This window comes from Micromonospora gifhornensis, from assembly GCF_016863515.1.
GTDB classification, from domain to species: Bacteria; Actinomycetota; Actinomycetes; order Mycobacteriales; family Micromonosporaceae; genus Micromonospora; species Micromonospora gifhornensis.
On the sequence record NZ_BOPA01000006.1, the window covers coordinates 22,466 to 43,723 of the forward strand.

At 69.8% G+C, this 21,258-nt stretch carries 21 protein-coding genes; 8 read left to right on the plus strand and 13 right to left on the minus strand.

Annotation, left to right across the window (positions count from 1 at the left end; translation table 11 throughout):
- Positions 1-29: 29 nt before the first annotated feature.
- From Vgi01_RS03285 to Vgi01_RS03300, 4 genes are read right to left on the minus strand one after another with little or no spacing between them, the layout of a single operon-like run.
- Positions 30-1,763, minus strand: a complete 1,734-nt coding sequence (locus tag Vgi01_RS03285) for an ABC transporter ATP-binding protein (protein WP_102660267.1) — start codon at positions 1,761-1,763, stop codon at positions 30-32.
- A complete protein-coding gene (locus Vgi01_RS03290) occupies positions 1,757-2,224 on the minus strand; it encodes a MarR family winged helix-turn-helix transcriptional regulator (protein WP_102660266.1) in 468 nt (155 codons plus the stop codon). Before Vgi01_RS03290 ends, Vgi01_RS03285 begins: the two co-directional genes overlap by 7 nt.
- Before the next feature lie 55 nt (positions 2,225-2,279).
- A complete protein-coding gene (locus Vgi01_RS03295; protein ID WP_204290100.1) occupies positions 2,280-3,719 on the minus strand; it encodes a GuaB1 family IMP dehydrogenase-related protein in 1,440 nt (479 codons plus the stop codon).
- Between the two features lie 59 nt (positions 3,720-3,778).
- Complete coding sequence (locus Vgi01_RS03300; protein ID WP_204290101.1) at positions 3,779-4,375, minus strand: LysE/ArgO family amino acid transporter; 597 nt, start codon at positions 4,373-4,375, stop codon at positions 3,779-3,781.
- Between the two features lie 70 nt (positions 4,376-4,445).
- On the opposite strand from Vgi01_RS03300, the gene Vgi01_RS03305 reads away from it, so the two are divergent.
- Positions 4,446-5,342, plus strand: a complete 897-nt coding sequence (locus Vgi01_RS03305) for a LysR family transcriptional regulator ArgP (protein WP_102660282.1) — start codon at positions 4,446-4,448, stop codon at positions 5,340-5,342.
- Positions 5,343-5,423: 81 nt separating this feature from the next.
- Here Vgi01_RS03305 and Vgi01_RS03310 read toward each other — a convergent pair whose 3' ends face one another.
- Positions 5,424-7,175, minus strand: coding sequence for an acetyl/propionyl/methylcrotonyl-CoA carboxylase subunit alpha (locus tag Vgi01_RS03310; RefSeq protein WP_102660584.1), 1,752 nt, complete (start codon positions 7,173-7,175; stop codon positions 5,424-5,426).
- Positions 7,176-7,356: 181 nt separating this feature from the next.
- On the opposite strand from Vgi01_RS03310, the gene Vgi01_RS03315 reads away from it, so the two are divergent.
- From Vgi01_RS03315 to Vgi01_RS03325, 3 genes are all read left to right on the plus strand, one after another.
- Positions 7,357-8,316: an ATP-binding cassette domain-containing protein gene (locus Vgi01_RS03315; RefSeq protein WP_102660583.1), complete on the plus strand. Its 960-nt coding sequence runs from the start codon at positions 7,357-7,359 to the stop codon at positions 8,314-8,316.
- Positions 8,317-8,333: 17 nt separating this feature from the next.
- Positions 8,334-9,089 carry an ABC transporter permease gene (locus tag Vgi01_RS03320; protein ID WP_013731559.1) on the plus strand — a complete coding sequence of 252 codons (756 nt, stop codon included), beginning with the start codon at positions 8,334-8,336 and terminating at the stop codon, positions 9,087-9,089.
- A 133-nt stretch (positions 9,090-9,222) separates the two neighbouring features.
- The gene (locus Vgi01_RS03325) at positions 9,223-10,425 is read left to right on the plus strand and encodes an MFS transporter (RefSeq protein ID WP_204290102.1); all 1,203 of its coding nucleotides are present in this window, start codon (positions 9,223-9,225) and stop codon (positions 10,423-10,425) included.
- A 28-nt stretch (positions 10,426-10,453) separates the two neighbouring features.
- Here Vgi01_RS03325 and Vgi01_RS03330 read toward each other — a convergent pair whose 3' ends face one another.
- Complete coding sequence (locus Vgi01_RS03330; protein ID WP_102660581.1) at positions 10,454-11,056, minus strand: TetR/AcrR family transcriptional regulator; 603 nt, start codon at positions 11,054-11,056, stop codon at positions 10,454-10,456.
- A 103-nt stretch (positions 11,057-11,159) separates the two neighbouring features.
- Here Vgi01_RS03330 and Vgi01_RS03335 point away from each other — a divergent pair, with 103 nt between their 5' ends.
- A complete protein-coding gene (locus tag Vgi01_RS03335; protein ID WP_204290103.1) occupies positions 11,160-11,846 on the plus strand; it encodes an SDR family NAD(P)-dependent oxidoreductase in 687 nt (228 codons plus the stop codon).
- Positions 11,847-11,905: 59 nt separating this feature from the next.
- On the plus strand, positions 11,906-12,100 hold the full coding sequence (locus tag Vgi01_RS31360) for an ester cyclase (protein WP_373306846.1): 195 nt from the start codon (positions 11,906-11,908) through the stop codon (positions 12,098-12,100).
- A 77-nt stretch (positions 12,101-12,177) separates the two neighbouring features.
- Here the strand turns inward: Vgi01_RS31360 and Vgi01_RS03345 are convergent, their stop codons facing one another.
- The 5 genes from Vgi01_RS03345 to Vgi01_RS03365 form a co-directional block, all read right to left on the minus strand.
- Positions 12,178-12,831, minus strand: coding sequence for an O-methyltransferase (locus Vgi01_RS03345; protein ID WP_102660579.1), 654 nt, complete (start codon positions 12,829-12,831; stop codon positions 12,178-12,180).
- A gap of 9 nt (positions 12,832-12,840) precedes the next feature.
- The gene (locus Vgi01_RS03350) at positions 12,841-13,485 is read right to left on the minus strand and encodes a Maf family protein (protein ID WP_373306845.1); all 645 of its coding nucleotides are present in this window, start codon (positions 13,483-13,485) and stop codon (positions 12,841-12,843) included.
- A gap of 124 nt (positions 13,486-13,609) precedes the next feature.
- Positions 13,610-14,707 (minus strand): type VII secretion-associated serine protease mycosin, encoded by a 1,098-nt coding sequence (mycP, locus tag Vgi01_RS03355; protein WP_204290129.1) that lies wholly within the window; start codon positions 14,705-14,707, stop codon positions 13,610-13,612.
- 1,418 nt (positions 14,708-16,125) lie between these two features.
- Positions 16,126-16,587, minus strand: coding sequence for a hypothetical protein (locus Vgi01_RS03360; protein WP_204290105.1), 462 nt, complete (start codon positions 16,585-16,587; stop codon positions 16,126-16,128).
- 124 nt (positions 16,588-16,711) lie between these two features.
- Positions 16,712-16,921, minus strand: a complete 210-nt coding sequence (locus tag Vgi01_RS03365) for an acyl-CoA carboxylase subunit epsilon (protein WP_204290106.1) — start codon at positions 16,919-16,921, stop codon at positions 16,712-16,714.
- Between the two features lie 90 nt (positions 16,922-17,011).
- Here Vgi01_RS03365 and Vgi01_RS03370 point away from each other — a divergent pair, with 90 nt between their 5' ends.
- Entirely contained in the window at positions 17,012-19,324 is a 2,313-nt protein-coding gene (locus tag Vgi01_RS03370) for a serine/threonine-protein kinase (protein ID WP_204290107.1), read from the plus strand.
- A 64-nt stretch (positions 19,325-19,388) separates the two neighbouring features.
- Positions 19,389-19,625, plus strand: coding sequence for a hypothetical protein (locus tag Vgi01_RS03375; RefSeq protein WP_043719689.1), 237 nt, complete (start codon positions 19,389-19,391; stop codon positions 19,623-19,625).
- A gap of 170 nt (positions 19,626-19,795) precedes the next feature.
- Here the strand turns inward: Vgi01_RS03375 and Vgi01_RS03380 are convergent, their stop codons facing one another.
- Entirely contained in the window at positions 19,796-20,548 is a 753-nt protein-coding gene (locus Vgi01_RS03380; protein WP_013731572.1) for a GH25 family lysozyme, read from the minus strand.
- Positions 20,549-20,666: 118 nt separating this feature from the next.
- Positions 20,667-21,218: a Uma2 family endonuclease gene (locus Vgi01_RS03385; protein WP_204290108.1), complete on the minus strand. Its 552-nt coding sequence runs from the start codon at positions 21,216-21,218 to the stop codon at positions 20,667-20,669.
- Positions 21,219-21,258 lie beyond the last annotated feature (40 nt).

A 21,258-nucleotide genomic window follows, 5' to 3' on the forward strand; every position in this document is an offset into this window, starting at 1 on the left:
GAGCTGATGATTCGCTCGCTGGCGCTCGCTCATGCCGGCACCTCCGTGGTGCGTTGGGACGCCACGATCTCGGCGTACGTGGGACAACTCGTCAGCAGGTCCTCGTGGCGGCCCATCCCGACCACGCCGCCGTCCTCCAGCACGATGATCTGGTCCGCGTCGATGATCGTCGACACCCGTTGCGCGACGATGACCACGGCGGCGTCGGCGGTGACCGGCCGCAGGGCCGCCCGCAGTCGTGCGTCGGTGCCGAGGTCGAGCGCGGAGAACGAGTCGTCGAAGAGGTAGATCTCCGGCCGGCGGACCAGGGCACGGGCGATGGCCAGCCGCTGGCGCTGCCCACCGGAGACGTTGGTGCCGCCCTGTGCGATAGGTGCCGCCAGTCCTTCCGGCATCGCCTCGACGAAGTCCCGGGCCTGGGCGATCTCCAGTGCCGTCCAGAGTTCCTCGTCGTTGGCGTCCGGGTTGCCGTAGCGCAGGTTGCTCGCCACCGTGCCGGTGAACAGGTACGGCCGCTGCGGCACCAGGCCGATCCGATTCCACAGCTGTTCCGGTGCCAGTTGCCGGACGTCGACCCCGTCGACGAGCACGGCACCGGCGGTCACGTCGACAAGCCGGGGGATGAGGGAGAGCAGAGTGCTCTTGCCCGCACCCGTACTACCGATGATCGCCGTGGTGCTGCCCGGTGTGACCCGGAAGGAGATGTCCCGCAGCACCGGCTCGGCGGCCCCCGGGTACTGGAAGCGCACGTCGCGTAGTTCCAACTCGGCTCGGCCGGTCACCTCGACGACCGGGTCCGGGGCGGGCACCACCGAGGAGTCGGTGTCCAGCACCTCGGTGATCCGCTCGGCGCAGACCGCCGCGCGGGGCACCATCATCAGCATGAAGGTGGCCATCATGACGGCCATCAGGATCTGCATCAGGTACTGCAGGAAGGCGGTAAGCGCGCCGACCTGGATGGCGCCCTCGTCGACCCGCTGACCGCCGAACCAGAGCACCGCCACGCTGGAGACGTTGAGCACCAGCATCACCACGGGGAAGATCAACGCCATCAGCCGGCCGGTGCGCAGGGCGGTGGCGGTCAGGTCGGCGTTCGCGGTGGCGAAGCGTCGCGTCTCGTACGGCTCGCGGACGAACGCCCGGACCACCCGGATGCCGGTGATCTGCTCGCGGAGCACCCGGTTGATGGTGTCGATCCGGGTCTGCATCAACCGGAAGCTCGGCACCATCCGCCGGATGATCAGGCCCAGCACGATCGCCAGCACCGGTACGCAGACAAGCATCAGCCAGGAGAGCCCGACGTCTTCGCGCAGGGCCATCACCACGCCGCCGATGCTCATGATCGGTGCGGAGACCAGCATGGTGCAGCTCATCAGCACCAGCATCTGCACCTGCTGCACGTCGTTCGTGTTGCGCGTGATCAGCGACGGCGCGCCGAAGCGGGCGACCTCCCGGGCGGAGAAGCGGTTGACGTGTCCGAACAGCGTCGCCCGCAGGTCCCGGCCGAAGCCCATGGCGATGCGGGCGCCCAGGTAGACCGCCGCGATGAGGCAGATGATGTGCACCACCGTGAGGGCGAGCATCCATCCGCCGGTACGCAGGATGTAGTCGGTGTCTCCCCGGGCCACACCGAGGTCGATGATGTCGGCGTTGAGGCTCGGCAGGGAGAGGGAGGCCATCGTGCTGACGAACTGGAGCAGCACCACCACGGCCAGCGGTCGCCGGTACGGGCGCAGATTGGCCAGCAGCAACCGGATCAGCATGTCGGACCTCCCTCGGGCTTGCCGGCTGACTCGTCCTGGCCGATGACCTCGAGGAGGAACTGCCGGATCACGGCCGCCTTCGCCGGGTCGGCGTCGACCGAGGTGAGCGGGCGTCGAGCCCGGATCATCGCGGTGAGCGCGGCGACCCGGTCCCGGCCGGCCGGGGTCAGGGTGAGTTTGATGCTGCGCCGGTCGGCGCCGTCGCGGCGTCGTTGCACCAGGCCGTCGCGTTCGAGGGTGTCGACGATGCCGGTGAGGGTGGCCGGGCGGACGAAACACAACTCGGCCACCGCGCGGTGCGGCAGCTCCCCGTGCTCGGCGAGGGCCATCAGGGTGACCATCCCGGCCTGGGTGAGGCCGTGCTCGTCGGCGAGGTAGCGGTTCCATCGCTGGCCGGTGAGGTGCCCGGCGACGACAAGCAGTCGGCCGAGCGGTACGTCTCCGAGTTGGACCAGTTTCATACCGGCAGATTAGAACCCTGACAGTCAGGGGCCAAACTATTTTCGACCTGCCGTGTCACCAACTCGTCGGCAGTGGCATCCCCTCGGTGTAGCCGGCCGTGCTCTGCACACCGACCAGCGCCCGCTCGTGGAACTCGGGCAGGGTACGGGCACCGGCATAGGTGAACGCACTGCGTACCCCGGAGATGATCTCGTCGATCAGGTCCTCCACGCCGGGCCGGACCGGATCCAGGTACATCCGGGCCGACGAGATGCCCTCCTCGAAGATCGCCTTCCGGGCCCGGTCGTACGGGCTGTCCTCGCCGGTACGCGCGCTTACCGCCCGCGCCGAGGCCATCCCGAAGCTCTCCTTGTAACGGCGGCCGTCCTCGTCGGTGTAGAGGTCACCGGGGGACTCGTAGGTGCCAGCGAACCACGAGCCGATCATGACGTTGGACGCCCCGGCGGCCAGCGCCAACGCCACGTCCCGGGGATGGCGCACCCCGCCGTCGGCCCAGACGTGCCGACCCAGCTCGCGAGCGGCGGCAGCGCAGTCGAGCACCGCCGAGAACTGCGGCCGGCCGACCCCGGTCATCATCCGGGTGGTGCACATCGCCCCCGGGCCCACTCCGACCTTGACGATGTCCGCGCCCGCGGAGACCAGGTCGCGTACGCCGTCGGCGGTGACCACGTTGCCGGCCGCGACCGGGACGGACGGGTCGAGCCGGCGCACGGTCCGCAGCGCGGCGATCATCCGCTCCTGGTGGCCGTGCGCGGTGTCCACCACCAGGGTGTCCACCCCGGCCGTCAGCAACGCCGCCGCCTTGCCCGCCACGTCACCGTTGATCCCCACCGCCGCCGCGATCCGCAGCCGCCCCTGGTCGTCCACGGCCGGCCGGTACAACGTCGCCCGCAGCGCGCCCTGGCGGGTGAGCACCCCGACCAGCCGCCCGTCGTCGTCGACCACCGGCGCCAACCGCCGCCGCCCCTCGGAGAGCCGGTCGAATCCGGTACGCGGGTCCGCGCTCGCCGGCACGGTGTGCAGGTCGGCCGACATCACGTCCTGCAGTTGGGCGAAACGGTCCACGCCGACCGTGTCCGCCTCGGTCACCACGCCCATCGGCCGGCCCGCCTCGTCGACCACGACGACCGCGCCGTACGCCCGCTTCGGCAGCAGATGGATCGCGTCGCCGACGGTGTCCGTCGGGCCGAGCGCGACGGCGGTCTCGTGCACCAGGTGCCGCTGCTTGACCCAGGTGACCACCTCGGCCACCACGTCGATCGGGATGTCCTGCGGGATCACCACGATGCCGCCACGGCGGGCCACCGTCTCGGCCATCCGCCGGCCGGCGACCGCCGTCATGTTCGCCACGACCAGCGGGATCGTGGTGCCCGTACCGTCGCCGGTGGCCAGGTCGACGTCGAGCCGCGACGCCACCTCGGACCGGGCCGGGGCCATGAAGACGTCGTTGTAGGTCAGGTCGTGAGCCGGGGTCGTGCCATTGAGGAAACGCACCCGGCCATCATTGCTGCCGATGCGCCACCGCGCCGCCTGTGGTGGGCGAAACCACCCACTCAGCCAAGCACCAACGCCGCCGCCACCCCGACCATCACCACCGCGATCAGGCCGTCGAGCACCTGCCAGACGCGGGTACGCGCGAGCAGCGGGGCGAGCCGGTAGGCGCCCGCGCCGAGCGCGGTGAACCAGCACACACTGGCCAGCGCGGCCCCGACACCGAACCACCAGCGGTGCTGGTGCTGCTGGGCGATGCCACCGAGCAGCAGCACGGTGTCGAGGTACACGTGCGGGTTGAGGTAGGTGAAGGCCAGGCAGGCCGCCAGCGTCGCGCCGAGCCGGGCCGGTGGCCGCTGCGCGGGCGTGAGGGCGCTGGGGCGCAGCGCGCGGCGGGCGGCGAGGACCGCGTACCCGAGCAGGAAGGTGGCACCGCCCCAGCGGATCGCGGTGAGCAGGTCCGGTCGAGCGGCCACCACCGAACCGACCCCGGCGATCCCGACGCCGATCAGCAGCGCGTCCGACACCGCGCAGGTCAGGACGACCGGCACCAGGTGTTCCCGGCGCAGGCCCTGGCGGAGCACGAAGGCGTTCTGTGCGCCGATGGCGACGATCAGGGCGATGGACAACGAGAAACCGGCGACGGCCGAGGTGAGCATGGGTCGACGGTAGGGTCGGTCCTGATCATCAGTCCAACTAAAGATTCTTCAGATGGTTAAGGACAGCTTCATGAGCGGTCTGGATTCCGCCCAGCTCCGTACGCTCGCCGCCGTCGTCAGTGAGGGCAGCTTCGACGCTGCCGCCCGGCTGCTGCACGTGACCCCGTCAGCGGTCAGCCAGCGGATCAAGGCGCTGGAGGAAGCCGTCGGGCAGGTGCTCGTCCGACGTCAGCGACCCTGCGACGCCACCGAGGCCGGTCGCCCGCTGCTCCGCCTCGCCGGGCAGTTGGCGCTGCTGGAACGGGAAGCGTTGGCCGACGCGCGGGGGCCACTCGGCGGTGACCCCGGCCGTACCCGGGTCGCCGTCGTGGTCAACGCCGACTCGCTCGCCACCTGGTTTCCCGCCGCCCTGGCCCGGCTGCCCGCCGCACCGGAACTCTCCTTCGACATCCGGCAGGACGACCAGGACCACAGCGCCGAACTGCTGCGCGCGGGAGCGGTGATGGCCGCGGTGACCGCCCAGCGGGAGGCGGTGCAGGGCTGCCGGGTACGCCCACTCGGCGCGATGCGGTACCGGGCGCTGGCCGCCCCGTCGAGCCTGCGACGGTGGTTCGCCGACGGCCTCACCCGTTCGGCGCTCGCCGCCGCACCGGTGGTGGTCTTCGACCGCAGGGACCGCATCCAGCACCGCTTCCTGCGTACGCTGGCCGGCCGTGCCCTCGATCCGCCGGTGCACTACGTGCCGTCGGTGCCCGCGTTCAGCGCCGCGATCCGACTGGGCCTGGGCTGGGGGATGGTGCCGGAGCAGATCGCCGCCGACGACCTGGAATCCGGCCGCTGCGTGGACCTCGCGCCGGGCCGGGTGGTGGACATCCCGCTCTACTGGCAGCACTGGCGACTCGACTCGGCGGTGTTGACCGCGCTCACCACGGCCGTGTGCGCCGTCGCCGCCGAAACCCTGCGCTGAGCTGCGCGTGCGGCGGCGTGCCGTGTTAAAAGGGGGCCCCTTTACTACCCCAGGCGTTAACAAGGGGCCCTTCCTTACACCTCAGGCGATGGTGCAGATGGCGGCGCCGGCGGTGATCACCGCGCCGACCTCGGCCGACAGGCCGCTGACCGTACCCGCCTTGTGGGCGTGCAGCGGCTGCTCCATCTTCATCGCCTCCAGCACCACCACCAGGTCGCCCTCGGCGACGGTGTCCCCGTCGGCCACCGCGATCTTGACGATGGTGCCCTGCATGGGGGAGGTCAGCGCGTCGCCGCCGGCCGTCGCGCCGACCGTGGCACCGCCACCACGGCGGGCGGGCTTACGCGCGGCCGGGGCGGCGGACGCCGAACCGGCGGCCAGGCCCGCAGGTAGGCTCACCTCCAGCCGCTTGCCACCCACCTCGACCACGATCGTCTCGCGCTCGGCCGGGCCGGCGGAAGCGTCGGCCACGCCGGTGAACGGCGGCACGGTGTTGTCGAACTCGGTCTCGATCCAGCGGGTGTGCACGGCGAACGGCTCGGCGGTGAACGCGGGATCGCGGACCACCAGGCGGTGGAACGGCAGCGCGGTGGCCATCCCCTCGATCACCATTTCGGCGAGCGCGCGGCGGGCCCGCTCCAACGCCTCGGTGCGGGTCTCCCCGGTGACGATCAGCTTGGCCAGCAGCGAGTCGAAGTTGCCACCGATCACGTCGCCGGCCGAGATGCCGGTGTCCACCCGGACACCCGGCCCGGTGGGCAGCCGCAGCGCGGTGACCGTGCCGGGGGCGGGCAGGAAGCTGCGACCCGGGTCCTCACCGTTGATCCGGAACTCGATGGAGTGCCCACGCGGCGTCGGGTCCTCGGTGAAGCGCAGCTTCTCGCCGTCGGCGATGCGGAACTGCTCGCGGACCAGGTCGATGCCGGCGGTCTCCTCGGTGACCGGGTGTTCCACCTGCAACCGGGTGTTGACCTCCAGGAAGGAGATGGTCCCGTCGTTGCCGACCAGGTACTCGACCGTGCCGGCACCGTGGTAGCCGGCCTCCCGGCAGATCGCCTTGGCGCTGTCGTGGATCTGGGCCCGCTGCTCCGCCGTCAGGAACGGCGCGGGCGCCTCCTCGACGAGCTTCTGGTGCCGGCGCTGCAACGAGCAGTCCCGGGTGCCCACCACGATCACGTTGCCGTGCTGGTCGGCCAGGACCTGCGCCTCGACGTGGCGCGGCCGGTCGAGGTACCGCTCGACGAAGCACTCGCCCCGACCGAACGCGGCGACCGCCTCCCGGGTGGCCGACTCGAACAGCTGCGGAATCTCCTCCATCGTGCGGGCCACCTTCAGGCCGCGCCCGCCACCACCGAAGGCAGCCTTGATCGCCACCGGCAGCCCGTGGTCGACGGCGAAGGCCATCACCTCGTCGGCGCTGCCGACCGGGTCCGCGGTGCCGGGCACCAGCGGCGCACCGGCCCGCTGGGCGATGTGCCGGGCGGTGACCTTGTCACCGAGGTCGCGGATCGCCTGCGGGGTGGGGCCGATCCAGGTCAGGCCGGCGTCGATGACCGCCTGTGCGAAGTCGGCGTTCTCGGAGAGGAAGCCGTAGCCGGGATGCACCGCGTCGGCACCGGACCGGGCCGCCACGTCGATGAGCTTGTCGATGCGCAGGTAGCTCTCCGCGGCGGTGTCACCACCCAGGGCGTACGCCTCGTCGGCGAGCGTGACGTGCAGAGCGTCGCGGTCGGAATCCGCGTACACCGCGACACTGCCCAGGCCGGAGTCCTGGCAGGCGCGGATCACCCGGACGGCGATCTCGCCCCGGTTGGCGATGAGTACCTTGCGCACCTGGTGGCTCCTCCCCGAGGTTACTGACCGGGAGTTTAGCGACCGACCGGCAGGCCCTAACGAACGATCAGTGTGGGATGGCGCACGGATTGGTCCAGCGTCGATCCGGCGTGGTGTCGCACCGATGTGATCGGCTATCGATCACGATGGTGGCCGACAGCGGCCATGGACGGGGGAAGCAATGATCGAGACCAGAGGGCTGCGCAAGTCGTACCGCAGCCGGGCCGGTCGGGAGACGAAGACCGTCGACGCGGTCCGCGGCGTCGACCTGGACGTGGCGGCGGGCGAGATCTTCGGGTTCCTCGGCCCGAACGGCGCCGGCAAGACCACCACCCTGCGGATGCTGGCGACGTTGATCGAGCCGGACGGCGGCCAGGCCACCATCGCCGGTGCCGACCTGCGCACCGATCCGGGTGAGGTGCGCCGCCGCATCGGCTACGTCGCCCAGGGCGGCAGCACCTGGGACGAGTCCACCGCGCGGGAGGAACTGGTCCTCCAGGCCCGGCTGTACGGCATCTCGAAGGCCGAGGCGCAGCGTCGGGCGGTCCGCGCGCTGGAGGCGTTCCAGCTCACCGAGTTCGCCGACCGCAAGTGCAAGACCTACTCCGGGGGTCAGCGCCGTCGGGTCGAGATCGCGCTCGGCATCATCCACGAGCCGAAGATCGTCTTCCTGGACGAGCCGACCACCGGCCTCGACCCGCAGAGTCGGGCGTACATGTGGGACGAGATCCGGCGACTGCGCAGCGACGGCATGACCGTCTTCATCACCACCCACTACCTCGACGAGGCCGATGCGCTCTGCGACCGCATCGCGATCATGGATCATGGTGAGGTGGTAGCCGAGGGCACGCCGGCCGGGCTCAAACGCGAGATCTCCGGTGACGTGGTGCAACTCGGTCTCAGCATCAACGCCACCGCCGAGGCGGAGAAGCTGCTCGCCGTCGAGGAGTACGTCAGCCGGCTGGAGGCGCTCGAAGAAGGCGGGCTGCGGCTCTTCGTCGACGACGGGGCCACCGCCATCCCGCGCATCCTGCGTCGCGTCGACGGTGCCGGGCTCGACCTCAAGTCGATCGAGCTGCACCGCCCGAGCCTCGACGACGTCTTCCTCACCAAGACCGGGCGCTCGCTGCGCGAGTCCTGACCCGACCAGGAGAACTCATGAAACTCGCCCGCGACACCTGGCTGATCTTCCAGCGCCAACTGCACCTGCTGCTGCGCAACCCGGTGTGGGTATTCGTCGGCGTCTTCCAGCCGGTGATGTATCTGCTGCTGTTCGCCCCGCTGCTCAAGCCGGCGTTGAACGCACCCACCCAGGCCGAGGCGTACAAGATCTTCGTGCCCGGCCTGCTGGTGCTGCTTGCCATCTTCGGCGGCCTGTTCCAGGGCTTCGGCCTGATCGCCGAGCTACGCGCCGGGGTGATCGAGCGGTCCCGGGTCACCCCGGTGAGCCGGCTCGCCCTGCTGCTCGGCCGCTCCCTGCGCGACGTGGTGTCACTGCTGGTCCAGGCGGTCATCATCACCCTGCTCGCGCTCCTGTTCGACCTGCGCGTGTTCATCGGCGACCTGCTGCTGGCGTACCTGATGCTCGCCCTGATCGCGCTGATGACCTCGGCGGTCTCCTACGGTGTCGCGTTGAAGGTCAAGAGCGAGGACGCGCTCGCCCCGCTGATGAACACGGTCGCCCAGCCGGTGCTGCTGCTCTCCGGCATCCTGCTGCCGCTCGCCTTCGCACCCGGCTGGCTGCAGGGCATCGCCAAGTGGAACCCGTTCTCCTGGGCGGTGGACGGCACCCGGGCCCTGTTCAGCGGCGACATCGGCAACGACAAGGTCTGGCAGGGGCTGACCATCATCGCGATCCTGGCCGCTGCCGGCGTCTACTGGGCAGCCCGCCAGTTCGCCCGCAGCGTCCGCTGACCGGGTGAAAGGAAGGGCACCTTATTAACGCCTGCGGTAGAGCACGGGCCCCTTCTTAACATCGCAGCGCAGCGTGCGGAGAGTTCGCTCTCAGCACGGGTCGGGCGCGCGCTCCCGCTTGTAGCGTGGGCGCGTGCCCCGCCTCAATCACGACCGGATCACCTGGTTGGCGTACGCCCAGCTCGGTCTGTGGGGTTTCTTCCTCTACGGCTTCGGTCCGGTGGTGCCGTTGCTGCGCGACGAGCAGGGCACCAGCGCCGCCGTCGCTGGGCTGCACAGCACCGCCCTCGCGGCCGGTGCGCTGGCCGGCGGCGCGCTGTTCGCCCCGGTCGCCCGCCGGTTCGGCCGGGCGCCGACGATCTGGTTAGGGCTGGTCGGCGTCGCCGCCGGGGTGAGCGGGCTGGCCCTGCTGCGCCCGTTACCCGCCACCCTCGCCATCGTCATGGTGATCGCCACCGCCGGGACGCTGATCGTCAGCGGCGTGAACGTGGTGCTGACCACCCGGCACGGATCGGCCGCTCCGGCGGCCCTGGCCGAGGCCAACGCCGCCTGCGCCGGCATGGGCATCCTCGCCCCGCTGGTGATCGGGCTCAGCGTGAACGCCGGCTGGGGTTGGCGGCCCGGCATGTCCATCGTGGTGGCGCTCATCGCGTTGGTCGCCGTCGCCGCCCTGACCCGACGCGTACGCGGGCCGCGGGTCGCCGTCGTCCAGCCGCACAGGGCGTCGGTTTCCGCCGGTACGCGTCGACTGCCGAAGGCGTACTGGATCGCCTGGGTGTTGATGGCGGTCACCGGCTCGATCGAGGTCTGCCTGTCCCTGTGGACCGCCGACGTGCTGCGCGTACACGCCGGGATGGCACCCGGTGCCGCCTCCGCGGCGGTGGCTGCGATCGTCGCCGGTATGTTCGTCGGACGGATCTTCGGCGGCCGGGTGGCCCTCCGGCTCCGCCCGGTACCCCTCCTGCTCGCCGCGCTGGGAGTGTCGCTGGCGGGATTCGCCCTCTTCTGGGTCGCCTCGGTCGGCTGGCTGGCGGTCGTCGGCCTGGTGGTGCTGGGGCTGGGCAACGCCCTGCACTACCCGCTGGCCATCTCGCTCGCCCTCGCCGTCGCCGGTGACGCCACGGATCAGGCGGCGGGCTGGTCGGCGTACTCGATGGGTGTGGGTTTCGGGATCGCGCCGGTCGCGCTCGGCTGGGTGGCCGACGGCGTCGGCGCCCACCTGGCGTTCCTGCTGCTGCCCGGCTTCATCGCGGTGGCCGCGCTGCTCGCGGTACGACTCGGCCGGGCCCTGCCGACTCCGACGCCCGTCGAGCGGCCGACGCCCGCCTCCGTCTGACCGGACGGGTCTCCGCGCGACGTGCTGTTCAGCGGCGCTGGAGTGCGCCGACGGCGCGCAGGGCGATGTCGACGGAGGCCTGAAGGTCTTCGCGGCTCGCGCCGGCTGCGGCGTGCACCGCGTGGCCCTCGCTCAGCGCCATCACGAACCGGGCGAGCGCCCGGACATCCGTGTCGTCCGACAGGTCGCCCTCGTCCACGGCGCGGGTCAGCCGTTCCGCAAGGGCCGCCTCGGTGGCGGCGCGACCGGCGGCCAGGATCTCGGAGATCCCGGCGTTCTCCGGTGAGCAGGCCAGACCGCCCTGGATGGAGAGGCAACCGGCGGGGTGATCGGCGGCGGTGAGGCCGTCGGCGCTGGCGCGCAGGAACGCCTCGATGGCGGCGTACGCGCTGGGTTTGTCGAGTGCGGCGCGCGCGGCGGTCACCTGGGTCTCGTGGTACCTGGCGAAGGCGCGTTGGAACAGTTGCTCCTTGCTGCCGAACGTGGCGTACAGGCTCGGCCGGTTGATGCCCATCGCGCTGGTGAGGGCGCTCAGCGACGCGCCTTCGTAGCCGTGCTGCCAGAAGACCTCGGTGGCGCGATCGAGGACAGCCTCCTCGTCGAAGGCGCGGGGACGTCCGATCGTGCTCATGACAGCAGTCTACCGCTCGGTACAGAAGTGACCCGAGCCACCAACCGATCGGTACAAAACCCTGTTACGCTGACTCGCAACTGATCGGTACAAAAGGAGAAGCATGACCGTCACACTGGTTACCGGCGCCAACAAGGGCATCGGCTTCGAAACCGCCCGGCAGCTTCTCGCACTGGGCCACGTCGTCTACATCGGCGCACGCGACGTCGGGCGGGGCAAGGCCGCCGCGGCAGCACTCGGCGCACCGTTCGTACAGCTCGACGTCACCGACGATGCGTCGGTCAGCGACGCCCTCGCGACAATCGATGCGGCCGAGGGCCGCCTCGACGTCCTGATCAACAACGCGGGCATCCTCGGCGCCGGAGACATCGACGGACCGAAGGCCCTGCACGTGTTCGACACCAACGCGGTGGGCGTCGTCCGGGTCACCGAGGCCGCGTTGCCGCTGCTGAAGAAGTCATCGAACCCGACAGTCGTCAACGTCTCCAGCAGCCTGGGATCGTTCTGGGCGGTGAACAACCCCGAACGGCCGGAGTTCGGCATCCCGCTGGCGCTCTACGCGGCGTCCAAGTCAGCGGCCACCATGCTCACCGTCCAGTACGCCAAGTTGTACCCGGGCATCAAGTTCAACGCACTGGAGCCCGGCACCACAGCCACCGACATGACCGCCGACCTCGGGGTCGGACGGCCGGTCGAGGAGAGCGCCAAGACGGTCGTACGCCTCGCCACGCTCGGCGTGGACAGTCCGACCGGAACCCTCACCGACGACCACGGCACCCTGAGCTGGTAGGGCGACATGACGACGCAAGAGACGCCGTTCCGGACCTCCACTGGGAGGTCAAGGAACTGCTGTTCGACCGCAACCGCATCGCCGTACGCGCGATCAACACCGGCACTCCGGTTGCTGAGTGGCTCGGTGTCGCACCGTCCGGCGCCTCCTTCGAAATCGTCGAGTACGCCATCTATGAGGTCAGGGACGGCCGGTTCGTGCAGATGACGGCGCTGCACGACTCCGCCGAACTGCTTCGGCAACTGACCGCCTGAGCAGTTCGGCTTCGACACCGTGGGCAACAGCCCACCGAACGAGTCCTGGCACCCCTGCTCCTGACCCTTGCCCTGGCTCAGCGCACCCGGGCGAGGGTCAGACCGTCGGCGATCGGCAGCATCACCGCGTCCACCCGTACGTCGGCCAGGACATCGTCGTTGAACGCGGCGATGGCCCGGTCGTCGGCGTTCTGCGGTGCGATGACCCGACCGTGCCGCAGCACGTTGTCGACGGCGATCACCCCGCCGGGCCGCATCCGGGGCACCAGCTCGGCCCAGTAGATCGGGTAGCCGGTTTTGTCCGCGTCGATGAAGGCGAAGTCCAGGTAGCGCTCGTTCGGCAACTCCCGCAGCCTGTCCCCGGCCGGGCCGATCCGCAGGTCGATCCGGTCGGCCACCCCGGCACGCGCCCAGTACCGGCGGGCGACACTCGTGTACTCCTCGGAGATGTCGAAGCAGGTCAACCGCCCACCGTCGACAAGCCCACGGGCGACCGCCAGCGCGGAAAGCCCGGTGAAGGTGCCCACCTCCACGGCCTGCCGGGCACCGAGCAGCCGGGTCAGGAAGGTCAGGAAGGCCGCCTGCTCGGGTGCCACCTGCATGGACGCGTGCTCCGGCAGCAGGGCCAGCGTCTCCTCGGCCAGATCACGGATCACCTCGTCGGGCGGGGCACCGTGGGCCACCAGGTAACCGTGCAGTTCGTCGGTGAGCGGAATCGACTTCAGCGTCATGCCGGGACGTTATCCGAGTGGCTCGACCGACTGGTTACCCGGCGCGACCTTCGTCCACAGATCAGTGATCCGCAGGTCCAACTCGGCCAGCAGCCGCCGCAGCAGTGGTAGGGACAGCCCGATCACCGTGCTCGGATCACCCTCGATCCGCTCCACGAACGGCCCGCCCAGACCATCGATGGTGAACGCGCCCGCCACCGCGAGCGGTTCACCGGTCTCGACGTACGTGGCGATCTCGTGGTCGCTGATGTCGGCGAAGTGCACCACAGTCGAGGCCACCGCCTCCGCCTGACGCCCCGCCTTGACGTCGACGAGACAATGCCCACTGTGCAGCACGCCGCTGCGTCCCCGCATCCGTTCCCACCGCGCAGTGGCATCGGCGGGATCCGCCGGCTTGCCGAGGATCTGCCCGTCGAAGGCGAGCACGGAGTCGCAGCCCAACACGAGCGTGCGCTGATCGTCGGCGGGCCGCAGCCGGGCCACCACCGCCTGCGCCTTCAAGCGGGCCAACTCAAGGCAGAGATCCTCCGCCCGCTCGGTCACCACAAGCGACTCATCGACCCCACTGACCAGCACATCCGGCTCGATGCCGGCAGCTTGCAGCGTCTTACGGCGGGCCGGGCTCGCAGAGGCAAGCACCAGCCGAACAGGCATCACATCAGGCACCTCGCCGACGTTACCGGTTGCCCTTCCGCCCCCGCCCCTGCGCCCAGACGCACGTCGTCGTGTCGCAGCCGCTCGGCGTCATGCCGCAGCCGTCCGTCGTGTCGACGCGAGGTCAGCGACTGACCCGCGGTGGCGGATCATCGGACCTACGACGGTGACGCACCACCAATGCCCAGGCCATACCCCCCGCGACCAACAACCCCAACGTGACCAGCCCCCGCACGGTCGCCGCACCCCCACCACCGGCCGACGGCCCATCCGCCGCCGCCGTGGTCGGGCCAGTCGCATCCGGCGAGGTCGCCGGCACCGACTCAAAACCCCTCGGCGGTACGTCTGCCGTCAGCGCCGCCACCAGGTCAATGACCCCGTAGCCGTACTGGTCGTCGCGCCCCGGTGGCCCCTTGTCGATCGCGGTAGCGGTCAGCCGGTGCGCCACCTCATCCGCCGGCAGATACGGATACCTGGCCCGCACCAACGCCGCCGCCCCCGCCACAATCGCCGTAGCGTCGGAGGTGCCATTACTGCGGCTGTAGTTCCCGCCCGTGCTTGTGCTATAAATTTCCTCGGCTGGAGCTACAACATCGACTTCCGGGCCTGTAACGGATATGGGTGCAATTCCCCCTGACCGATTGATTCCGCCCACGGCTATGACGCCCGGATATGCGGCAGGGAACGCTACCGTGGCTTCCTGTGGGTGGTTGCCGGACCCGGCAACCACAACAATGTTCGCACGTATTGCCGACTCGATGGCCTGTTGTAGCTTAATGCTCGGTCCGGTTGCCATGGAAATGCTGATTACCTGCACGCCTCGCCCAACGGCGTAATTAATTCCGCTTGCCAAGTCGTCAACGTCCACGTGACGATTGTCGAGATTGACTCTTATTGGGAGTATCTTCGCTTTGGGTGCGATGCCGAGAGCGCCTTTGCTGGTCGCCTGCCCATGGGCAGCGATAAGACCTGCAACTGTTGTTCCGTGGCCATCTTTATCGCGTTGGCCATTCTCACTATTCTCCGATGTAATGTCGATTCCCGGAAGCAGGTTATCTGCGAGGTCGGGGTGTGGGTCAATCCCAGTGTCCGGAACCGCGACCATCACACCAGCACCTTGGCTGATCGTGTGTGCTTTGGCGGTTCTTAGGTATGCAAGATGCCACTGGTCGCTGCGAATTCGATCGACACCCACTGGGGCTGTCCTTGCCGGTCCGATCATGCCTGCTGTTGAGGGGGCAAGGATAGTGGCTGCTAGGGTAATTGTGCTGACGTGGGTAAGAAAGTCCATCTATTTGAGTCCGATTGCGGGTCCAGGGTCGATTGGCTCGTCGTCGTTGTTGGGCTTAACAACCGGAGGGACCCCCGGGTCTACTTGCCAGGGTTGATCTGGATCCCATCGCCTTGTCTCGCCGTCTTGGCTGCCGGATCCCCGCGAACTCATCATTCCGCCTGAGTTGGGCCAGCCGGCTGCTGGCATACTGGCGAGTGAGGAGTTGGCGCTGGAAATTCCACGGACTCCTCGGGGTCGCGAACCTGCTGCACCTGTAGGAGCAGTGCCAGCTGCACCACCTCCGATTACTCCTCCGACTGGGTTAACGCGCCGAGGCTGTGCGGCGCTTCCTGAGGACGGGCCGTTTATCATCCCAGGAATCCCGCCGATTAGGCCGTTATTGGCTGCGGGTCGAGGTGCTGTCGGCGAGTGTGGTCCGGGAGTCGGGCGTCCGATGGAACCGGGAGATGGCTGGCCCGTTCCAGGGCGCCTTGGCTGATAACCGAGGCCGGTTGATGGCTCAGGATGAATTCCGGAGCTCGTGGGGGGAGAAGGTGTCGACGAGGCCGCCTTTCCTGACGCTGTCGGCGGTGATTCCGAAATGGGTCGGTTGCCGCCAAGAACTGGCCCGGTTCCGGGGGCCTTGGGTACAGCAACTCGCTCGCCTGGTGGCTGTCCGCCTGGGATCGTACGAGCCCTTGGCGTTGGAATAGGAACAATAGGCGGAAGGATCGGAATTGGTCCGACTGTGGCCCCGTACACATTCGGTTCATTTTGGTTGATGCCGCGGCCTGCGGAAGGCGGAGGAGGGGGTTGGCGGAGCATTGCTTGGGCTTGTTGGAGTTCGCTGCTGAGGCCGTACATGATGCCGCGCGCTCGGACGTTGAGGCGTTCGAGTTCGGCATCGGTCACCGGGGGTTCGCTGGCCCGACTGCCGGCGGCGGCTTTGGGATCGGCGGCGATCGTCTCCCAGGTCCGCTTCTGCTGGAGTTTGCGGGCGTACTCCTCGTAGACCTTGCTCAACTCGGTGCGGGTGCTGGTGATGGCCTGGGTGGCGGCGGACAGCGCGGTCTGGTTGGCGGAGGCGGCGTCGTGCGTGCGTTGCACCTGGTCGATCAGGTCGTCGAGTTCGGCGACGTACGCCTTGGCGGCGGCGTTTGTCTCCGGCGGCCAGGCTCGGGCCAGGCCGTCGCGGTACGCCTTGAGCCGGGTGAGGTGCTGGCCGGCCAGGTCACAGACCTTGCGCCAGCCGGCGACGTGCCGCCAGTGCTGTTCGGTCTGGTGGTCCTGCACGCAGGCCCACATGTCGGCGACGTTCATCAGGTACCAGTTGGTGAGGCCACCGCTGCGGCCGACGCCCACGTCTCTCATGGCAGCACCACCGGTCCGGGCTGGTCGGGGCCGGTGGGGTCGGCGAACGACGGCGACGGTGTCGGCGGGGCGGCGGTGATGCCGGGTCGGGCGAGGGCGCGTTCGATGTCGGCGACCCGGGCCGCGGAGAAGGCGTCGGCGTCGCCGTAGCGCAGCGCCACCTGATGGGCGGCTTCCGCGAGGTGGCCGGTGGTGTGGCCGACGCCCCAGACGGCGTTGGTGGCGGCCTGCTGGGTCTCCCAGTGTGCGCGCATGAACTGCACCAGCTCGATGAAGGCATCGGCGGGGTTGGACACCTGGGTGAGCATGTCGCTGGCGATGTAGCGCAGGTGCGGGGTGTAGTTGCTCTCCACCTCGGCACGTAGCCGGTCAGCGAATTCTCGCATCTGCCGGATGTCCGCCTCGATGGTGCGGTAACCGCCCAACCAGGACGCTTGTCGATCCTCTTCAGGGATCATCGCCCCTCCCAACCGTCACGGCCCGGTTCCCCAGAGTGAGGTTAATGGGTGACGCCGCCCACGGCTGCCCCGTCACAGCCCCTGCGACAGCCGAGAAGCGGCTCGGTGAGGAGCGACGGGCCGGTCAGCGGGGCAGTGCGGACGCGCGCCAGGCGCCGGGACCGGGCAGGTGACCGTTGCTTCCCGGTCGGCCGCTGCGGGCCCACGTCGACGTCGGTGCCGGGGCAGGGTCGGCGGCCCGGGGGCGGGTGACGATGGCGCCCACCAGCGCGGCCAGTTCCTCCGCGGTCGGCACACCGCGCACGATCCGCAACAGCGGCTCTTCCCCACACATGCCGCTCAGGGTACGTGGCCACCTTGATCTTGGTCGCACAATGGCGTGCCGACGGTGTAGGTGTCAGCGCTGCCGGGTACCGTCTCAGCGATGTCAGACGCTTCCGCCTCCCAACTCGTCGCCGACCGGTACCGGCTCATCTCGCCGCTCGGTCAGGGTGGCATGGGTCGGGTGTGGAAGGCGCGCGACGAGGTGCTGCACCGCGACGTCGCCATCAAGGAACTCGTACCGCCGCCGGGTCTGACCAACGACGAGCGCCGCGAGATGCGGGAACGCTCGCTGCGCGAGGCGCGGGCCATCGCCCGGCTCAACAACATCAACGTCGTACGCATCTTCGACGTGCTCCGCACCGACGGTGACCCGTGGATCGTGATGGAGTACGTCGCGTCGCGTTCGTTGCAGGACACGCTCGCGGAGGACGGGCCGGTGTCGTCGGCCCAGGCGGTCGAGATCGGCCTGGGCGTGCTGAACGCCCTGAAGGCCGCGCACAAGGCCGGCATCATGCACCGCGACGTCAAGCCCGGCAACGTCCTGCTCGGCACCGACGGGCGGGTGGTGTTGACCGACTTCGGGCTCGCCACCATCCCCGGCGACCCGAACGTCACGCGCACCGGCATGGTGCTCGGCTCACCGGCGTACATCGCACCGGAACGGGCCCGCGACGGCACCGCCGGGCCGGAGGCCGACCTGTGGTCGCTGGGTGCCACGCTCTACGCCGCCGTGGAGGGCAAGTCCCCGTTCGCCCGGCCGTCGGCGATCGCCACCCTGGCCGCGCTGGCCACCGAGCCGGTGCCGCCGCCGCGTAACGCCGGGCCACTCAAGTCGGTGCTCACCGGGCTGCTCCGCAAGGACCCCCAGGAACGCATCACCGCCGAGTCCGCCGAGCGCATGCTCCGCAAGGCCAGCGGCCGGCGGGCCCGGAGCATCTCACTGCTGGGCGGTGTACGCCGACCGGGGCCGAACGGGCCGCGTGAGCCACGCCCGCCGTTGGTGCCGGCGCCGCGGCCGTCCGGGGAACGACCGGCGACCCCGTCCGCGCCGGTCAGCCCGCCTGCCCCGCGTACGCCGCCGGTTTCCGGCCCGCTCGCCGCCGCCGGCGCCGTCGGCTCCTCGATCAACTCGGACGCCGCGCCGACGGCGAAGGTCCCCGCCGACGCCGCTCCGGCGAGCAGGGCAGATGCTGCAGTCGGTTCCGACGCGACGCAACCGGCAGGCTCGGACGCGGCACCCACCGCCCTGGTGTCCGGTGCGAACAGCCCGGTGGACGAGGGCGAAGCGGCCGGTACGAACAACGATGCCGGCGCGTCCCGGAGCACCGACTCGGCGCCCGTAACCGCTGGCGGTACGGCTGACAGCGGAGCGGAGTCCGGCCTCGACGCCGACTCGGGCGCTACCGCTGGAGGGGGCGCTACCGCCGGGGCGGGAGAGGCGGACCAGTCGGGTGCGGCGGCTGTTCCCGGTGGTGCAGCGGCGGGCACCGGTACGGAGTCGACCGCGAAGGTCGACCGCTCGACGTCCACGATGGACCGGTCGACCGTGCACTCGGACGCCGATGCGACCCGCCGGGTGGCTCCTGCGCCCGCTGAGGACAACACCCGGGTCGTACCGCAGCGGACCTCGCTGATGCCGTCGGTGCCGGATGATCCGACCCCGGCTCGCGGCTCCGTCTTCACCTCGGGCTTCCTGCGCTCGGAGCGCAACCGTCGCGGTCTGCTCGTCGGTGCCCTGGTTGCGCTGCTGCTGGTTGGTCTGGTGGTGGCGGTGCCGCTGCTGACCGGCGATGACCGTGGTGACGACGGCACGTCGCCGGGTGCGGCCAGTAGTTCTGGGACGCCGACGGCGGCGACAAGCGAACCGGCCGCGCCCCCACCCACCAGCGCAGCCCCGCCGACCAGCGCAGCTCCGCCCAGCCCGTCGGCCACGCCCAGCACGGCGCCGCCGACCAACGGCGCGCTGCCGGACGGCTGGACGATGCGAAACGATCCGGTCGGCTTCAAGGTGGCCGTGCCGGACGGCTGGCGGCGCAGCGCCGGCGGGACCTGGGTGAAGTACCGGGACCCGAACGGCGTCAGCGAGTTGACCATCGACCGCACGGACAGCCCGGGACGGGACGCCGCCGCCACCTGGCGGCAGCTCGAGCCGGGCCGCAAGAACGTCCGTGGCGTGCAGAACTACCGGCTGATCGACATCTGGTCGTTCGACTGCAAGTGGCGTACCTGCGGCGACTGGGACTGGTACCAGACCCGTAACGGGGTGGAGCTACGAGTCCGCAACCGGGGCTTCGTCACCGCCAGCAACCGCGGTTTCGCGCTGCGCTGGGAAGTGCCGAGAAGCGAGTGGGAAGCGCAGCTGCCGAACTTCGAGACGGCCTTCCGGGAGTTCGTGCCCGACCGTCAGGACTGATCGACAGGCATGACCTTCCGCCGTTCGGGGTATCTGATCTCCGACGACGGAAGGGAGGCCCGAGATGGGTTACCGAGGAAGGGATGCCCGACCGCGGCTGGCACTGTGGACGCTCGTGGTGCTCGGCAACGTCGTACTGCTGGTCGCCGCCGCCGGAGTCGCGGTGCTGGCGACCCTGCTGAGTCTGGTGACGCTGGCCGGTGCCGCGCTCGCCGGCTGGCACCTCACCCGCCGAGGCAGCGTCACCCGCCGGGGTGGCATGAGCGTGCCGGTCGCGCTCGCCTCGCGACGACGGGCCTGAGCCCTTACGCACCGACAGCGACGCCCGGCCTGTGCGACAGCATCGCGCGGCTTGAGTGCCGCGCCTACGACTCACAGCGACGTCCGGCCTGAACGCCGCATGACACTTACACCGACGATCGGCCGACGTCCGCAGGGTCACGGGACGCCGGCCGGTGGTCGGGGCGTACGTCAGGTGTTGTTGGCCAGGGCGATCAGCCGGCTGCGGTCGCCGTTCCAGTAGTTGCGGTCCACCGCGCCGCTGATACCGGGGACGCTGCCGGAGTCGGTGTACTGCCAGAAGCTCCAGAAGGGCGCGCCGGCCGGCAGAGCACCCACCGAGGAGGACCAGCGGGCGATCCAGAGCGGGTGGTTGTTCCACGGGCCGCTCCAGCTGCCGGTGCACTGGTTCCAGAAGCTGGTGGTGGTGTAGATGACCGCGTAGCGGCCGGTGCGGGAGCGGTAGGTGTTGAGGAAGTCCTGCACCCAGTTGCGCATCGCGGTGGTGCTCAGGCCGTAGCAGTAGCCGCCGCTGTACGGGTTCGCCTCCAGGTCCAGGGCGGCGGGCAGGGTACGGCTGTCGGCCGACCAGGCGCCGCCGTTGGAGGCCAGGTAGTTGGCCTGGACCGCGCCGGAGGAGATGTTGGGCCGGGCGAAGTGGTACGCCCCCCGGATCACCCCGGCGTTGTACGCGTTGACGTAGTTGGTGTTGAAGTTCGGGTCCTTGTAGCTCGTACCCTCGGTGGCTTTGATGAAGGCGAACTGGATGCCGGCGTTGCGCACGCTGGTCCAGTTGATGGTGCCCTGGTAGCGCGAGACGTCGATGCCGGGCACGGTGGCCGCCGCGGCGGGGGTCGCGGTGGCGACGAGCCCGGCGGCGGCGGTGGCGAGCACGGTGAGTGCGGCGGCGGTCAGCCGACGCAGCGAAGACCTGACCTGACTCATGGCGTCCTCCTGAGACGACAGTCAATTGACAGTCATCTTTGGGTGGGCCTGCTCGGCCAGGCAATAGAGGTAAAGATAATTTTCGATGTCCGGCTTGTGGTGCGAGCCCACCTGGTGATCAGCGCAGGGTGGCCGGATCGATCTGCCAGCGGAACGGCTCGGCGAGGGTCAACGTCTCCCCGGCCTTGGCCACCTGATCCTCGACGTAGTGCCCTCCGTCGAGCCGGTACAGCCGCAGCGAGTGGGTGTCACCGTCCTGCTCGACCAGCAGGTACCAGGGGATTTGGGCGATCGCGTAGAGCTGCATCTTGAGCACCCGATCGGCGGCCGCGTTGCCCGGCGAGACGATCTCACCCACGAGCACCACCTCTGCCGCGTCCAGCACCGTCCCCTCGTCATCGGCGTCGGTGACCACGAGATCCGGAATCACCACGCGATCGACGCTGAGCCGGACGTTGATCGCGTCGTAGACCGAGAGGTCGTTGACCTCCGCCGCAGCCTCGATGCTGTTCGCCAGTCGCCTGGCGACTCGCTGATGCCGTCGGCTCGGAGCAGGGCTCGCGATCAGGCTCCCGTCGAGCAACTCGATCCGGTGATGGGTCTCGCCCATGGCGAAGTAGTCGTCCTCCGTCCAGAGGCCGACGTGGGGTTCCAGAGGGGCTGCGCTCACCGGCGTACACCTCCCGATCCGATCGCCACCCGGTCAGTCT

Coding starts and splice junctions, on each gene's coding strand:
- Vgi01_RS03285 (WP_102660267.1), bottom strand. CDS start 1,763: ATGCTGATCCGGTTGCTGCTGGCCAATCTGCGCCCGTACCGGCGACCG.
- Vgi01_RS03290 (WP_102660266.1), bottom strand. CDS start 2,224: ATGAAACTGGTCCAACTCGGAGACGTACCGCTCGGCCGACTGCTTGTC.
- Vgi01_RS03300 (WP_204290101.1), bottom strand. CDS start 4,375: ATGCTCACCTCGGCCGTCGCCGGTTTCTCGTTGTCCATCGCCCTGATC.
- Vgi01_RS03305 (WP_102660282.1), top strand. CDS start 4,446: ATGAGCGGTCTGGATTCCGCCCAGCTCCGTACGCTCGCCGCCGTCGTC.
- Vgi01_RS03315 (WP_102660583.1), top strand. CDS start 7,357: ATGATCGAGACCAGAGGGCTGCGCAAGTCGTACCGCAGCCGGGCCGGT.
- Vgi01_RS03320 (WP_013731559.1), top strand. CDS start 8,334: ATGAAACTCGCCCGCGACACCTGGCTGATCTTCCAGCGCCAACTGCAC.
- Vgi01_RS03330 (WP_102660581.1), bottom strand. CDS start 11,056: ATGAGCACGATCGGACGTCCCCGCGCCTTCGACGAGGAGGCTGTCCTC.
- Vgi01_RS03335 (WP_204290103.1), top strand. CDS start 11,160: ATGACCGTCACACTGGTTACCGGCGCCAACAAGGGCATCGGCTTCGAA.
- Vgi01_RS03345 (WP_102660579.1), bottom strand. CDS start 12,831: ATGACGCTGAAGTCGATTCCGCTCACCGACGAACTGCACGGTTACCTG.
- Vgi01_RS03350 (WP_373306845.1), bottom strand. CDS start 13,485: ATGCCTGTTCGGCTGGTGCTTGCCTCTGCGAGCCCGGCCCGCCGTAAG.
- mycP (WP_204290129.1), bottom strand. CDS start 14,707: ATGATCGGACCGGCAAGGACAGCCCCAGTGGGTGTCGATCGAATTCGC.
- Vgi01_RS03360 (WP_204290105.1), bottom strand. CDS start 16,587: ATGATCCCTGAAGAGGATCGACAAGCGTCCTGGTTGGGCGGTTACCGC.
- Vgi01_RS03365 (WP_204290106.1), bottom strand. CDS start 16,921: ATGTGTGGGGAAGAGCCGCTGTTGCGGATCGTGCGCGGTGTGCCGACC.
- Vgi01_RS03370 (WP_204290107.1), top strand. CDS start 17,012: ATGTCAGACGCTTCCGCCTCCCAACTCGTCGCCGACCGGTACCGGCTC.
- Vgi01_RS03375 (WP_043719689.1), top strand. CDS start 19,389: ATGGGTTACCGAGGAAGGGATGCCCGACCGCGGCTGGCACTGTGGACG.
- Vgi01_RS03380 (WP_013731572.1), bottom strand. CDS start 20,548: ATGAGTCAGGTCAGGTCTTCGCTGCGTCGGCTGACCGCCGCCGCACTC.